This window comes from Clostridium felsineum DSM 794, from assembly GCF_002006355.2.
Taxonomy (GTDB): domain Bacteria; phylum Bacillota; class Clostridia; order Clostridiales; family Clostridiaceae; genus Clostridium_S; species Clostridium_S felsineum.
On sequence record NZ_CP096980.1, the window covers coordinates 3,201,588 to 3,216,865 of the forward strand.

General features: G+C 28.8%; 14 protein-coding genes. 8 read left to right on the forward strand and 6 right to left on the reverse strand.

The window, feature by feature from the left end:
• Positions 1-2: 2 nt before the first annotated feature.
• Positions 3-794: a Cof-type HAD-IIB family hydrolase gene (locus CLFE_RS15210; protein WP_077833036.1), complete on the reverse strand. Its 792-nt coding sequence runs from the start codon at positions 792-794 to the stop codon at positions 3-5.
• A gap of 165 nt (positions 795-959) precedes the next feature.
• Between CLFE_RS15210 and CLFE_RS15215 the strand changes: the two genes are divergently transcribed.
• From CLFE_RS15215 to greA, 6 genes are all read left to right on the forward strand, one after another.
• On the forward strand, positions 960-1,808 hold the full coding sequence (locus tag CLFE_RS15215; RefSeq protein ID WP_077892784.1) for a patatin-like phospholipase family protein: 849 nt from the start codon (positions 960-962) through the stop codon (positions 1,806-1,808).
• A 167-nt stretch (positions 1,809-1,975) separates the two neighbouring features.
• Positions 1,976-2,893, forward strand: coding sequence for an acyl-CoA dehydratase activase-related protein (locus tag CLFE_RS15220; RefSeq protein WP_077892783.1), 918 nt, complete (start codon positions 1,976-1,978; stop codon positions 2,891-2,893).
• Complete coding sequence (locus CLFE_RS15225; protein ID WP_077852578.1) at positions 2,874-3,965, forward strand: acyl-CoA dehydratase activase-related protein; 1,092 nt, start codon at positions 2,874-2,876, stop codon at positions 3,963-3,965. The genes CLFE_RS15220 and CLFE_RS15225 overlap by 20 nt, the downstream gene beginning before the upstream one ends.
• Positions 3,953-4,912, forward strand: a complete 960-nt coding sequence (locus CLFE_RS15230; RefSeq protein WP_077892782.1) for an acyl-CoA dehydratase activase — start codon at positions 3,953-3,955, stop codon at positions 4,910-4,912. Before CLFE_RS15225 ends, CLFE_RS15230 begins: the two co-directional genes overlap by 13 nt.
• 129 nt (positions 4,913-5,041) lie before the next feature.
• Positions 5,042-5,842, forward strand: coding sequence for a PilZ domain-containing protein (locus CLFE_RS15235; protein WP_207651361.1), 801 nt, complete (start codon positions 5,042-5,044; stop codon positions 5,840-5,842).
• A 235-nt stretch (positions 5,843-6,077) separates the two neighbouring features.
• Positions 6,078-6,542, forward strand: a complete 465-nt coding sequence (gene greA / locus CLFE_RS15240; RefSeq protein WP_077833042.1) for a transcription elongation factor GreA — start codon at positions 6,078-6,080, stop codon at positions 6,540-6,542.
• Positions 6,543-6,582: 40 nt separating this feature from the next.
• On the opposite strand, the gene CLFE_RS15245 is transcribed toward greA, so the two are convergent.
• Both CLFE_RS15245 and CLFE_RS15250 read right to left on the reverse strand, forming a co-directional pair.
• A complete protein-coding gene (locus CLFE_RS15245) occupies positions 6,583-8,499 on the reverse strand; it encodes an LTA synthase family protein (RefSeq protein WP_077892780.1) in 1,917 nt (638 codons plus the stop codon).
• Positions 8,500-8,649: 150 nt separating this feature from the next.
• Positions 8,650-9,669, reverse strand: a complete 1,020-nt coding sequence (locus tag CLFE_RS15250) for an AI-2E family transporter (RefSeq protein ID WP_077892779.1) — start codon at positions 9,667-9,669, stop codon at positions 8,650-8,652.
• Between the two features lie 166 nt (positions 9,670-9,835).
• Between CLFE_RS15250 and CLFE_RS15255 the strand changes: the two genes are divergently transcribed.
• Positions 9,836-11,128, forward strand: coding sequence for a S1C family serine protease (locus tag CLFE_RS15255; RefSeq protein ID WP_432706051.1), 1,293 nt, complete (start codon positions 9,836-9,838; stop codon positions 11,126-11,128).
• 1 nt (position 11,129) lies between these two features.
• On the opposite strand, the gene CLFE_RS15260 is transcribed toward CLFE_RS15255, so the two are convergent.
• The 3 genes from CLFE_RS15260 to CLFE_RS15270 are packed head-to-tail and all read right to left on the reverse strand — an operon-like array spanning position 11,130 to position 14,519.
• The gene (locus CLFE_RS15260) at positions 11,130-12,608 is read right to left on the reverse strand and encodes a HAMP domain-containing sensor histidine kinase (protein ID WP_077852572.1); all 1,479 of its coding nucleotides are present in this window, start codon (positions 12,606-12,608) and stop codon (positions 11,130-11,132) included.
• Positions 12,605-13,279, reverse strand: a complete 675-nt coding sequence (locus CLFE_RS15265; RefSeq protein WP_077892777.1) for a response regulator — start codon at positions 13,277-13,279, stop codon at positions 12,605-12,607. The genes CLFE_RS15260 and CLFE_RS15265 overlap by 4 nt, the downstream gene beginning before the upstream one ends.
• 31 nt (positions 13,280-13,310) lie before the next feature.
• Complete coding sequence (locus tag CLFE_RS15270) at positions 13,311-14,519, reverse strand: YibE/F family protein (protein WP_242951570.1); 1,209 nt, start codon at positions 14,517-14,519, stop codon at positions 13,311-13,313.
• Positions 14,520-14,667: 148 nt separating this feature from the next.
• Here CLFE_RS15270 and CLFE_RS15275 point away from each other — a divergent pair, with 148 nt between their 5' ends.
• On the forward strand, positions 14,668-15,270 hold the full coding sequence (locus tag CLFE_RS15275; protein WP_077833048.1) for a flavin reductase family protein: 603 nt from the start codon (positions 14,668-14,670) through the stop codon (positions 15,268-15,270).
• The last annotated feature ends 8 nt before the right edge of the window (positions 15,271-15,278 follow it).

Here is a 15,278-nt window from a genome sequence, read left to right on the forward strand (position 1 = left end):
TTCTATATAAAACCCAAATTATTCAAAGCATTATATATTCCATCCTTATCAGCGCTATCTGTTACCATATCTGCTTCTTTTTTCACTTCCTCTACTGCATTACCCATAGCTATACCTAGGTCTACCTTCTTAAGCATAGTAACATCATTTTTTCCATCACCAAAAGCTACAGTATCTTTCATATCTCTTTTAATATATTTAACAAGATATTCTATACCCTTAGCTTTATCCCAATCTTTAAATGATACATCAGCCGATAAATGTGGTTCGTGAGTATTAAATATCAATTTATCCTGAAAATATTCAACACATTTTCTCAAGTGTTCTCTGTTTTTAAAAAACACATCTATATTATTCGCCTTAATTTCCTTAAGGTTCCAGTTTTCTAAAATATACGGTTCTTCATTTTTATAAAATCTATTCATTTGACAAACTGTAGCTTTATCCATATTATATGCGTAACCATTATATGCACCACTAAAACTTACACCCATGTCTAATTTCAAAAACTCTTCTTTCAAAAATTCTATTGTCTCTACATCAATAAGTCTATTGTAAATACATCTATTTTTATACACAATGAATGTACCATTGCAGCCAATATATCCATCAATCATTCCCTTAAATTCTTGAATTATAAATTTGGCTGGTCTTCCACTACAAATAAATACTTCATGTTTATTTTCCCTAAGCCTATTTAGTGCCTCTTTAGTGCTATCGAGCACTATATATTCATTATTGCTGTGAACTATCAAAGTACCATCAATATCGAAGAAAAATATTCTTTTATTCATTAAAAGCCTCCTATAATTTTATGACTATATCTTTTACAATAGATTTATTACTTATATTATATCCTTTTTAAGAACTTCATGTAGTACATAATTATATATAATAAATTATTACTTTACAATCCTCATAAAAATATTATAAAATTTATTAAAAGGCAGGTGTTTATATTGAACAATATAGGACTTATATTAGAAGGTGGCGGCATGCGTGGAGTATATACTGCCGGTGTTCTTGATTACTTTATGGACAAAAACTTATATTTCCCTTACGTTAGCGGTGTATCCATGGGCGCTTGTAACGCAGCTTCCTATATATCTAAACAAAGAGGAAGAACAAAATCTGTTACTGTAGACTTAGCTAATGATTCAAGATATATAAGCGTTAAAAACATCATTAAATACAAATCTATATTTGGTATGGATTTTATATTTGATGAAGTACCAAATAAACTAGTTCCTTTTGATTTTAACACTTTTTCAACCTCTTCACAAAAACTTGTTATAGGTGCTACAGATTGCTTTACTGGAAAAGAAGTTTACTTTACTAATTCTTCTTCTAATGAAATTTTAAACATAATAAGAGCTTCAAGTAGTTTACCTTTCATTTCTAACCCAGTAAAAATAAATAATTATATCCTTATGGATGGAGGTATAGCTGATCCCATACCTGTGAAAAAATCTATAAGTGACGGAAATACTAAAAATGTTCTCATACTCACAAGAGAACCTAAATACATAAAAAAACCTTTTAACCATAATTGGATACTTTCAAAAAAATATTCAAATTTTAAAGGGCTTTGCTCATCAATTTTAAACAGACATAGACTATACAATGAAACCTTAGATTATATTAACGATTTAGAAAAACAAGGCAAAGTTTTCATTATACGCCCTAGCTTGCCTCCAAATGTAAAACGCATTGAAAAGAACAAATCTAGATTAAACAATCTGTACCTTCAAGGCTATAAAGATGCAGAAAAAAATTACACTAGCTTACTAAATTTTTTAAATTCATAGTCCTTTAAGATGTTGTAAACAACTTTTACAACATCTTATTTTTTTATAAATTCTTTTAAAATTTCAGTATTGCCATTCCCAATAATTTAAATGCGCTTTGAATATAAATTTCAATTAAGGTTAAAATAATCCAATGTAGTTATAATCTTTTTAAAGGAGGCTTACTTATGAAAATAGGTTTTCCAAAAGGTCTTTTATATTGCGATTACTCCCCTTTCTTCAGTACTTTTTTTACCGAATTGGGATGTTCTGTTGTAAGTTCACCGGATACAAATAAGACTATTTTAGATTTAGGTGTTAAGCATTGTATTGATGAAGCTTGCCTTCCAATAAAGATATTTCATGGTCATGTAGCATATTTAAAAGATCAATGTGATTACATATTTATCCCCAGATTTATGTCAATTAGCACTAATGAATCAATATGCCCAAAATTCTGTGGACTTCCTGAAATGATTGAAAACAATATAAAAGATTTACCCAAAATTATATCCTATCCAATCTATATGGATAATGAAAAAAACTTTATGAAATTTATAAAAAAGTGTGGTCACCACTTTACAATGAATAGTTTTAAAATTCAAAAAGCTTATTTAAAAGCTAAAAATGCTCAAGAGGATTTTATTTCTAAAAAGACTACTCATAAAATACATAATATAAAGGTAGCCTTAGCTGGTCATCCCTATAATCTATATGATTCTTATATAAACCTAAATCTAATAGAAAAACTCGATAAATTAAATATAAGCGTATTAACTGAAAAGAATATAGATGAAAGTCTCATCAATAAACAAATGACACACCTATTTAAAAAACCTTTTTGGACCTTTGCTAGAAAATCATATGGATTTTCAACATTTTGCGCTAAAAACCATCTTGTTGATGGCATTATATACGTTTCGTCCTTTGCCTGTGGTATAGATTCTGTAGTACTCGAATTAATAAAAAAGGAAGTGGAAAACTTTCCTATATTGGTGCTTAAAATTGATGAACAAACTGGGGAAGCTGGCTTTAATACAAGACTTGAAGCTTTCTCTGATATGCTAGAAAGGAGATACAATTTTAATGAAAATAACATTTCCTAATTTAGGTAATACTATTTATGCTGCAAAAGCAGTTTTTGATAATCTAGGAATAGATTATGTTCTTCCTGAGGCTAGCAGTAAAAAATGCCTTGAACTAGGCTCCCTTTATTCCTCAGAAGATATTTGTCTTCCTTTTAAAATAATGCTAGGAGCCTACATAGATTGTATAAAACGAGGTGCCGATACCATACTCTTAACAGGGAGTTGTGGTCCTTGTAGATTTGGCGAATATTGTGAACTTCAAATGAATCTATTAAATAAATTGGGTCATAACATAGATTTTATAGTATTAGATAGGCCTTCTGCCATTGGTAAAACTGAGTTTTCAAACAGATTAAAGAAGATATCTAATGAAAGTCATGTTAGTAATTATAAAAAGTTTAAAACACTATATTTAGCTTATAAAATTATAAATTTGATTGATTATATTGAAAAAAGTGCTCGTTTTAAAGCAGGTTTTGAATTAAAAAAAGGTGAATGTAAAAGAATACTAGAGTCTTGTAAAAAATCAGCCATAAAATGTAATACAGCTGAATCTATGTTTGATATTCTCATTAAGTATAAGCATATGATAAATCATGTTCCTATAGATGTAAATAAAAAACCATTGAAAATATCAATAATAGGTGAAATTTACACAATACTCGAACCGTTTTCCAACTTTTATATTGAAAACAAATTAATGGATTTAGGAATATCAACAACAAAAACTTTAACTCCAAGCTGGTGGTTTAAAGATGCTATTTTATCTTATTTAAAACTAAACTCTCTAAATTTAAAATTTAATTCGAGAAAATATCTTCCTTACTACATAGGCGGACATGGTAGAGAATGTATAGGTGAGGCTGTCATTGCAAGTAATTCAGGCTTTGATGGTGCAGTACAGCTATTTCCTATGGGCTGCATGCCAGAAATTGTATCCAAATCAATATTACCTACAATATCAAAAGATAAAGACTTTCCAATATTGTCATTAATTATAGATGAAATGACAGGTGATACTGGTTATATGACAAGGATTGAAGCATTTATAGATTTACTAGAAAGGAGAAAAGATAGATGTATTATATAGGTGTTGATGTTGGTTCTGTAAGTACCGATATAGTTATGTTAAACGAAAATATGGAGGTTATAGATAGTTTATATTTGCGAACTAAAGGTAGACCAATAAGCGCTATTAAAGAAGGCTTCAAATTTTTAAGCACCAAATATACTGATGATGAAATACTTGGTGTTGGAACCACTGGCAGTGGAAGAGAGATAGCTTCTTATGTTCTCGGTGCAGATGCTGTAAAAAACGAAATAACTGCTCATGCAGTTGCTGCATTAAATATAAATAAAAATGTAAAAACCATAATTGAAATAGGCGGACAGGATTCAAAAATTATAATACTAAAAGATGGAATAGTTACTGATTTTGCTATGAATACCGTTTGCGCTGCTGGAACAGGTTCATTTCTTGATAGGCAAGCAGAACGATTGGATATTCCTATAGAAGACTTTGGTAAATATGCTCTTAAAGCAACTTGTTCTGTACGTATTGCTGGAAGATGCGCAGTTTTTGCAGAATCCGATATGATACATAAACAACAATTAGGCTATAGGGAAGAAGATATAATAAAAGGATTATGTGATGCTCTTGTTAGAAACTATTTAAGTAATGTTGGTAAAGGCAAAGAAATACTTCCAGAAATTTTTTTTCAGGGTGGTGTAGCTTCAAATATAGGAATGAAGACTTCTTTTGAACATTACTTAGGTCTAAAAATTACAATTCCACCACACCATAAGGTTATGGGTGCTATTGGTGCTGCCTTAATAGCTAAAGAAACCTTATTAAAACAAAAAAAGCATACAAATTTCAATGGATTTTCTCTATCTAATACAGATTTTAACTCTCAAAGCTTTGAATGTAAAGGCTGTTCAAATAGGTGCGAGATAGTACAAATTAAAAATAATAATTCCATAATAGGTGCTTTTGGTGATAGGTGTGGTAAATGGAGTAAACGTAATGCTGTATAGAAACTTTAATCACATTTAAAATTAACAAAATAATTAGAAATTATTTTGTTAATTTTAGTTCTATATTGTATAATAACATATATATTATACAATATAGATTCTTTTATAGTACTAAGGGTGGTTGATTTTATGAGAAAAAAAATTGAACAAAGAAAATTTAAAAGAACAGATTACAAATATAACATAGACTCTTATATACTAAATGGAGAACTTCAATATGAACAAGTTGAAATCCTTGATATAAGTGAATCTGGGGCAAGGATTCATGTTCCTAAGCGTCTTAATATTAATGACAAAATCACTTTTAATTTTAAGATGGGTTCTTTAAATGTAACCTGCAATGCAACAATTGTTTGGGGTACTAGTGATTTAACTGATGGATTTATAAACGGTTGTAAATTTGATCTTATTGCTACGGATAAACGTCTATTAAAACTCTTTATAGACTCACTCTATAACAAAAAATTTATTTCTTATTATAAAGACAAACAAACTTATATAGTACCTAATATGTATTGTACATTAAACATTTCAAATACTGATATATATAGAATATTTCAATATTCTACTTACCAATTAGGTACTCTAAAAAAGCTCAATAACAAATATGATTTATGTATTCATAATAACTTAGTTAACAGACTAAATGATTACCTCAATAAAAATTTAGATTTCTTTATAGTAAGCATATATGAATATGCTCAATTTAATAAAATAATCGATTTTTGTGTATTAAGTCTTCAATATAATGAAGAAAACATAGCCGCACTTAGATTACGTGAATTAGATTTATCTGATTTAGAAAATGAAAGTGCAGAAAAATACAGGAGTGATTTTGAAGTATTTTCTGAAGACATAAAATTAGGAATTTTAGATGAAATAGCTAAATCCTTAAGTTCAAAAAACTTAAACGATATAGATACGATTTAGTATTAAAGTATAAAATTCTTGAAATAAGTTGAATTTAGTAATATTATATATATAGAGAAACTAAGTTAAATACTATATTAAAAACTATTTTTAGCTTCAGTTTCGTTATATAATTATATTCTTGAGTTAAAATATACATATAATATATGTATATTTTTTATGTGGAAATCAATATACATATGCTTAAATTGATTTTTCATTTATACACAAAATTTAAGATAGTGGGTGTTTATTAATGAGTAGTAAGATTTTAACAGAATCAGGAAAGAAAAAGCTTGAAGAAGAACTTGAATACCTAAAAACCGTTAAAAGAGCTGAAATTAAAGAGGCTTTAAAATTTGCTCGTTCTCAAGGTGATTTAAGCGAAAATGCTGATTATAGTGCAGCAAAAGATGATCAATCAATAAATGAAACAAGAATTCAAGAAATCGAAGATATACTAAAAACTTCTACAGTAGTTGAGAGCTCTGAAAATGAAAATATATTTGATTTAAACAAAAAGGCATTGGTTAAATTTTGTGATACTGACGAAACAGAAGAAGTTACATTAGTAAGTTCTGTTGAGGCAGATATTAAAAACATGAAGGTAAGTATAGATTCTCCTCTTGGAAAAGCTTTATATAAATCAGAACTAAATAAAAGAACTGTTGTCCAATCACCTGATGGTAATTACGAAGTTGAAGTTATTAAAATTTTATAAAAAAAAATAGCTTAAATGATTTATCATTTAAGCTATTTTTTTATTTTGAAAAAGATTTAAGCAAATTATGATTTAATAAATCATCTGAATACTCTAATTGAGTAGTAGCTGCCTCTTTCTTTTTCTTAAGTTCAGGGGTTTCCTTTATTTTCTTACCTGTCTTTATATCATAATACGTATTAGTCCAAGACACATAAAATACATTACCATCTGTAAATGATCCATTTCTAAATGTAACATTTGTGCTATCACCATCATTTACATTTAATATGTCTCGTCCAAACATATATTTATTATCAATATTATACATATTTGCTATTGTAGGATATAAATCCATTTGACCCGAATAAGTATGATTGACACCTTTATGATTATCATCTGGGAAATGAATAAACATAGGTACCTTTTGATATTCATACCAAGTAAGATCTGTAGGATCTTTTATTCCTTCAAAACTATAAAGTTGATTTATATTTTCCTTTGGTATAGCAAAGTGATCTCCATATAAAACAATTATAGAGTTTTTCGTTATTCCTTCTTTATCAAGTTTGTCCAGGAATTTACCTAATTCTTCATCTGTATAGTGTATACCTTCCAAGTAATTTCCTAAAAGAGTGCTCTTATACTCACCAACATCTAATTTATCAGTAGTATATTTTTCATAACCATCCGTGTCATTAAATGGATAATGGCTACTTAAAGTTATAAGGAACGAAAAATATGGCTGCTTAAAAGTTTGCATTTTTTCTAAAGACTGATTTAAAAACGACTCATCACTTAATCCCATACCAACTGTTTGATTATTTTTATAGCTAGTTTGACCATAAAAATCATCAAATTTTTCTGATTTGTACATTACATTTCTATTCCAAAAACCTTCACTATATCCATGAAGTGCTGCTGTATAATATCCCTTTTCCCCTAAAGCTTTGGGAATGGAATCAAAGGTATTACCCGCATATGTATAATATGCAGCTCCTGATTGTGCAGGATATAAGGAATTTAACGACATAAATTCAGCATCAGAAGTATTTCCTTGAGCAACTTGATAAAAATAATTATCAAAATACAAACTTTTATTTACCCACTTATTTAAATTAGGTGTTATTTCTTTTCCATTTATACTTTTATTTACTACAAATCCCTGAAGTGCCTCTACTTGAATCATTATTAGATTCTTTCCTGATCCTTCTGATTTAAACTTAATGCCACCAATGGAATTATTATTTTCAAGATAATTACTTATTGCGCTTTTTCTTTTTTCTGGTAACTTTTTAGAATTTTTAACTTTTGTACTTGTAAAATTATACGCATCTACTACATGGAAATTTAAATTTCCAATCATCTTTGTTAAATAAATTCTATTGCTCATTGCAGTAAGCAGCGTTGGTTGTTCAACATTAACTTCATGAAATACCTTTATATCTAATCCTACTCCTAAAGCGAGTATAATCAAAAATAAGATTACTCTAAATTTTAGCTTTATACTGTTTTTATTTATACTTTTAAAATAAATAAAAACTGGTACAAGTATGATAATATCTAATAAATATAAAAAGTCCTTAATGCTTAAAACATCTGCCACACTTGATTTTACTCCTACCAATAATTTGGCCGTTTGTACAGCAGAAACTGTTATAATATCCTTATTATATCTAAAATAAGCTATATCAGATATGAGAATGAGGCTTATTATCAAATCAATTATAATAAGATATGCTGTTCTTCTTTTTCCTTTGAATAAAAAAGAAAAGCTAAATATCACTAAAAGCGATGCAAATATTGGTTTTGTAACTGAGGAATCAAAGTACTCTGGCGAAATTTCTCTACCATAAGTAACTAATTTTAAAAATAAAATTATAAAAAACAATATAATATCGATATAATTTAATATTTTTAATGGTATTCTTCTTGTTTCATTCGATACGTAATCTCTATTTACTACGGAAAATCTCATTTATTCATCTCTTTTCTAATTTAAAAAATATGACAACACTTTATAAATATAATATAAAAAAATTAATAATACATAAATAACTTATTAACTTTCAATAAATTATTTATGTATTATATTAAATATAAAGGTTACTTTTTTAACTTTGCATTGTCATGAAACCTTTACTTCAAAAACATCAAGTACAAACATAAATAGCGGTATACCTAGTAATAATCCCCAAGTTCCCATAAAATCACCTGAAACAATGAGTATTATAAAAGTAAAAAATATTGGTATTTTGGTTTTGGATGACATTAATTTAGGGTTTAAGAAATAACTCTCTATACAATGTATAACTATGACCATAAGTATTACATATATTACCTCTGTAAATCCATTAATATTAAATGCAATAAGTGACAACGGTACAAGTGAAATTATTACACCTGCTACTGGTATAAGACTCAACACAAATATCATAACACCTAAAGTCATTAAATTAGGGAAACCCATAATTGCAAGCGCGATGGATGATAATATCGCATTAACCATAGCTATAAGTATTTGAGCTTTTATAACTTTACCAAAGGAATTCAAAAAATTATTTCCGTAATAAACGAAATATCCGTACATAGTAGCTAGTTTACTCTTCTCAAATTTTTTTCCGAATTTTTTTATTGTTTTTTTCTCAAGTACGAAAAATAAACTCAATACAAATGCTAAAAATAAATTTAAACTTACCTTTCCAAAACTCTTAGCAAACTCTATTACATAACTTAACCCCTGCTTAGTGTAAGACCCTATATCAAACTTATCAAGCATTGGTTGTATGTATTTACCTAGTGCACCAAAATCACTATCATTTACAGTATTATATACATCAGTTGCTTGATTTACAATATTAGTAGTTTCTCTAATTATTATAGGAACATAATTATAGAATACTAAAACTATTACTGCTATTATAATTATATATAAAATCACAGCAACTAATCCTTCTTTTACTTTTACAAACTTACTGAGTTTTGATACAATAAATCCGTGGAGGCTGCTTATCAAATATGTAATTAAAAATGTCAATAAAATAAAATTCATTATTGACCTACAAAAATAAAAGAATGCAGCTAACAATACTAAAAAAGCTCCCCTTTTAAAGGATTCTTTATGAAAAAGCTCTATAATATAACTCAATTTGTACCCTCCTTTTATAAAGTATAGTTTACTATGAAACTTACTTTATTTCAATGTTATAAATTTCAATTCTAAACAACTATTTTACAAAATTGTCACACAGCTGTCACACTCCCAGTTTATTATTAAAGCATAGAAAACAGAAACAATTTAGGAGGTAACGATAATGGACAATTTAAATGGTTCTTCAAATAATATAAACGAAAATGATAATACAATTGAAATGGATAATAATGATACTAATTTAAATACAAATGTACCTGTTCAATATAACCCAGAAAATAATAACAAAACAAAAAAACCCTTCAATAAAAAAATTGCATCTTACATAGCAGTAGGTTTAACCTGTGCTATACTCGGAGGTGGTATATCAACTGGTTCAGCTCTATACCTTCTCCCTAAATCAAACTTCTTCAAGAAAACACCGTTATATAAAACACTTGCTAACAGCGGAACTTCTTCCTTAGGCTACATTAATGCTTCAGCTACTTCGGCAAAAACCTCTACTTCAAATGGAAGCGGATTAACAGTATCTCAGATTGTAAAAAAAGTTAGTCCAGCAGTAGTTGGTGTGTCTACAAAAACAACTGTAACTCAAAATGATTATAATTCCTTCTTTGGCTCAGGTAACGGTGGTAATTCTACTCAAGAAGGAATGGGATCAGGAATAATATTCAATAACGATGGCTACATTTTAACAAATTATCACGTTATAAAAGGTGCTGATAAAATATCTGTCATCTTAAGTAATAAAAAAGAAGTCTCTGCTAAAGTAGTAAACTACGATGAAGCTAATGATATAGCTGTAATAAAAATGACTGGAAGCTTTACAGTTCCTGGTGTTGCAGAACTTGGAAGTTCAAGTTCCTTAAATGTTGGTGATTCAGTAGTTGCTATAGGAAATCCTTTAGGAAAAGAATTTTTAGGAACAGTTACTACTGGTGTTGTAAGTGCTGTTAATCGTGAAGTAAGCGTAAGTGAAGGTCAAAAGCAAACATATATCCAGACAGATGCAGCTATAAATCCTGGAAACAGTGGTGGTCCTTTAGTAAATTCATTTGGTCAAGTAGTTGGTATAAATTCTGCAAAAATAAGTGAGAGTGGTGTAGAGGGTATCGGGTTCTCTATTCCAATAGATAGTGTAAAGAGTAAAATTCAAAATCTTTCTAAGCCAATATTAATGCTTGGTATAAGTGGTGAAGCTGTAGACAAAAATACTGCACAAGACCACGATATACCTCAAGGTGTATATATTGAACAAGTACAAGACTTTAGTTCTGCCCAAAAAGCAGGTCTTCAGGTTGGAGACGTAATAACAAAATTTGATGGCAAAAAAGTAGCTTCTACAAACGATATCGATTCAATAAAATCAAAGCATAATGCAGGTGATACCGTTGATGTAGAAGTTTATAGAGATGATGCTTATAAGACTCTTTCATTAAAATTATCTGATAAATAACTCAACATAAATTTAATGTAAAATAAAATTTAACTCCATCTTTAATATTTAGAACTCCATAGCTTCCATTGTGGAGTTCTATTATGTTTTTAACTATTGAAAGACCTAAGCCAGTACCTCCAACTTTTCTATTCCTAGATTTATCTGTTTTATAAAACTTATCCCATATTTTATCTATTTCACTATCTTCTATGTATTCTCCATCATTTATAACTTCTACTGTAATTTTACTCTTATCCTTAACTATATTTACATATATTTTAGCCTTTGCATATTTCAATGCATTATTAAGTAAATTTGTAAAAACCTGTTCTAATCTATATTGATCCCCACTTACTACTCCATTCACTATATTTATATTAATCTCTATTTTCTTTTCATCTAATATAGCATAGTATTTTTTACAACACTTAAACACCATCTCTCCTATATCAAATTCTCCAATTGTAAGCTTAAAATTCCCACTTTCTAATTGTGATAAATCAAGCATGTCTGACACAAGATTTCCCATTCTAGCAGCTTCATCTATAATTACATCTATATAATAATCTTTTTCTTCTTGTGTTCCAACTACATTATCCTTAAGTCCCTCTGCATATCCTTCTATTATTCCTATCGGAGTTTTTAGTTCATGAGAGACACCTGCTACAAATTCTTTTCTCATTTTTTCAAGTTCTTTTTCCTTTTCTATATCCTTTTTAAGCTGTCTATTTGCTTCTTTTAATGAGTTCATTGACTTATTCAAATTCTCGGCTAAGAAATTCAAGCTTTTTCCCAGATATCCAATTTCGTCTTCAGATGTAACACTGCACTTTTCACTAAAATCTAATTCTGCCATCTTAGAAGCTGTTTTATTTATTCTTTTTAAAGGATTAGTAATCATTTTGGAATATATAAAAGCTAAAATAATTACAACCACTACAGCACTAAAGAATATATAACTAAAAAATTCTCTCATTACTGAAGATGCCTCTGTAATTGATTGAAACGAAGATATTGCGAAAATAATATCATTGTTTGCCCCTGGGACTACACAAACTATGTTTTTCACATTATATGTCTTACTTTGAAAAACATACGTCTCACTTTTTCCTGTTCTTCTCATGCTTAAAAAATCTGCTGGATTAGAAACCCAAGTATGCATTATGTCTTTAATTATATTTATCTCAGAAGAATTATCTCCATTACTATTTTCAAAATACTTTAAATTTCCATAGCTATTAAGTATTGCTACCTTACAATTATTTTTTTGTTCAAACTCCTTTATTATACTGCTCATATCATCATATTCATTACTATTATTAGCGTTGTATTGTTTTTTTAGTTCGCTAGTTGAAGACTCAAGACTTTGCATTTTTTTATTTTGATAGAACTTGCCAAAAAGTGCGCTTTGAAAAATAAGTATTGCCAATATAAAAAAAACATAAAAAGTCAAGGTTATAACAAACAATTTAGTTGTTATACTGTTCTTTATTTTCATTTTTTCACCTCAAATTTATATCCACATCCTCTAACTGTAGCTATAAGATATGCCTTATCTTGAAGTTTTTCTCTGAGTCTTTTTACATGCGTATCTACCGTTCTAAGATCACCATAATAATCATCTCCCCATACATTATCTAGAATTTTATCTCGTGTAAGAGTTATACCTTTGTTTCTAGAAAAATATATAAGAAGATCATATTCCTTTGGCGAAAGATAAATCTCCTTACCTTCAATAGTAACTTCATGAGAAAGAGTATCAATTTTAAGTCCATCAAAGTCCTGAACCTTTGGTTTTTCGTTTGCTTGTATTCTTTTTAAGAGAACCTTCACCTTAGCAGTAAGTATCTTAGGGCTAAATGGTTTGGTAATATAATCATCTGCCCCTAGTTCATACCCCAAGAGTTTATCATCCTCTTCACTTTTTGCTGTTAACATTATTATTGGGACCTCTGATTTTTCCCTTATATGTGTACATACACTCCATCCATCCAAAAGCGGAAGCATTATATCTAAAATAACCAGTGAAACAGCGTTTTTATTAAATATATCTAAAGCCATTCTACCATCAGCTGCTTCAAGCACATTATAATTTTCTCTTACTAAATAAGCCTTTATAAGCTCTCTCATTCTATCTTCATCTTCTACTATAAGAATACTCTCAGACATTGTATCTCTCCCCTTATTTTTAATCACACCACTATTTTTCTTCTATAGTACTATTATCTTCACTTTTAATTTTTATCTTTTCTTTTTTTAGTATCATTGCAGAACAAACAGCTGTAAGTGGTATTGTAAATATAAGTCCAATACTACCAGCTAAGGTTTTTACAAGTTCAGAGGCTATTACATCTTGATTTATAATTCTGTATATTGGAAGATCATAAGAAGAAATCCATATCATAACATACATAGCTCCGCCTGCATAAGCTAAAATAAGTGTATTTGCCATAGTTCCCATCATGTCTCTTCCTACATTCATTCCTGATTTTATAAGTTCTATAACTGTAGCCTCTTTATGTGTTTCATGAAGTTCATTAATTGATGATGCTATAGACATACCTATATCCATTACAGCACCAAGCGCACCCATTAGTATTCCTGCAAACAATAAGCCGCTAAAGTTAAAACTTGTATTTTGAGAAATATAAATTATCATCTGTTCTTCTTCATCTGTTAATCCAGATAGCCTAAGTGTAAGTATACTGAAGGTAGCAATCAATGCTGATAATATAAGACCTCCACTGGTACCTATTATAGCCGCAAGTGTTTTTTTATTTTTTCCACTTATTATTATAAGATTTATAGTACTTACAATTATACAAATTACAATTGATACTACGGTAGGATTAAAGCCGGCAATTATAAGAGGAATCATCACTTTCAATACTGCAAATGCTGTTATAGCAAGTGCAATAACTGATTTAATTCCTTTTTTTCCTCCAACTACACAGAGTAATATTACAAATGCAATCATAAGTCCATAAACAAATTTATATCTTACTACATCATATATGTATGCACTACTTATATTTCCTTTGCTATCCTCATCTATGTTAATTAATACCTCATCACCCTTTTTCGTAAGAGTTTCATGAGCGGTTTTTTCATTAACTAAATTTTCAAGCCTTATTATCTTACCTTTATAATCTCCATTTAATATTTTAACCAAAACATAGGATCTATTTAAAGAATTTTTATTCTTCTTTGATTTTTTGTTCTCTGGTACATTTATTACATTCTTTTTAGTTGTATTCTTTTTACTATTTGCAGCTAATTCCTGTATTACTCTACCGTGTATAACTGTATCTGATTTATTGTTATCACTAAGGCAAAAATGCCATATTGAAATAAGTGCAATAAATATAGCTATAGCTACTGACCATATTATTATTTTTTTCTTGGTCATAACTCCATCCCCTTTTTATAATAAACTTCTAAGCATTTTAAATATATCACAGCTTAACATAATAAAAAAAGTGATTTTTTAAATGTTAATCATATGTTAAAATTATTACTATATAAAACATTGTGTAAAAAGAATAGAGGAATGTTACATGAGCAAATTAAATTTTAAAGGCAGTGTTATGCTGAACCCAACTCCTGTAGTATTAGTCACTTCAAAAAATACAGCAGGAAAACTCAATATTTTTACTGTTGGCTGGGTTAGCACTGTATGTACTAAGGATCCTATAATTGCTATGGGAATAAGACCCGAAAGACTCTCATATGAGTATATTAAAGAAAGTAGTGAATGTGTTATAAATTTACCAACTACAAGCATGGTTAAAATTGTTGATTACTGCGGTGTTGTCTCTGGAAAAAAAGAAAATAAAATAGAGCATTTTAATTTACCTTTAAGTGAAGGCGCAGCTATATCAACTCCATCTTTAGAAAATTGTCCTGTTGCCTTGGAATGTAAAGTCAAATCAATTACACCTCTCGGCACACATGACTTATTTTTACTTCAAGTATTAAACGTAAAAATAGATGAAGCCTTATTAGATGAAAACAACAAAATATGCTTCAATAAAGCAAACCTCATTTGTTATAACCATGGAGAGTATTATGGTCTAACAGAAAAAGCCTTAGGTTCTTTTGGATTCTCAGTTAGAAAGAAAAAGAAAATGAAAAAAGCACACAAGAAGAAAAAGGACTAGAAAAAGTC

Coding starts and splice junctions, on each gene's coding strand:
- CLFE_RS15210 (WP_077833036.1), bottom strand. CDS start 794: ATGAATAAAAGAATATTTTTCTTCGATATTGATGGTACTTTGATAGTT.
- CLFE_RS15220 (WP_077892783.1), top strand. CDS start 1,976: ATGAAAATAGGTTTTCCAAAAGGTCTTTTATATTGCGATTACTCCCCT.
- CLFE_RS15225 (WP_077852578.1), top strand. CDS start 2,874: ATGAAAATAACATTTCCTAATTTAGGTAATACTATTTATGCTGCAAAA.
- CLFE_RS15230 (WP_077892782.1), top strand. CDS start 3,953: ATGTATTATATAGGTGTTGATGTTGGTTCTGTAAGTACCGATATAGTT.
- CLFE_RS15235 (WP_207651361.1), top strand. CDS start 5,042: ATGAGAAAAAAAATTGAACAAAGAAAATTTAAAAGAACAGATTACAAA.
- greA (WP_077833042.1), top strand. CDS start 6,078: ATGAGTAGTAAGATTTTAACAGAATCAGGAAAGAAAAAGCTTGAAGAA.
- CLFE_RS15245 (WP_077892780.1), bottom strand. CDS start 8,499: ATGAGATTTTCCGTAGTAAATAGAGATTACGTATCGAATGAAACAAGA.
- CLFE_RS15255 (WP_432706051.1), top strand. CDS start 9,836: ATGGACAATTTAAATGGTTCTTCAAATAATATAAACGAAAATGATAAT.
- CLFE_RS15260 (WP_077852572.1), bottom strand. CDS start 12,608: ATGAAAATAAAGAACAGTATAACAACTAAATTGTTTGTTATAACCTTG.
- CLFE_RS15265 (WP_077892777.1), bottom strand. CDS start 13,279: ATGTCTGAGAGTATTCTTATAGTAGAAGATGAAGATAGAATGAGAGAG.
- CLFE_RS15270 (WP_242951570.1), bottom strand. CDS start 14,519: ATGACCAAGAAAAAAATAATAATATGGTCAGTAGCTATAGCTATATTT.
- CLFE_RS15275 (WP_077833048.1), top strand. CDS start 14,668: ATGAGCAAATTAAATTTTAAAGGCAGTGTTATGCTGAACCCAACTCCT.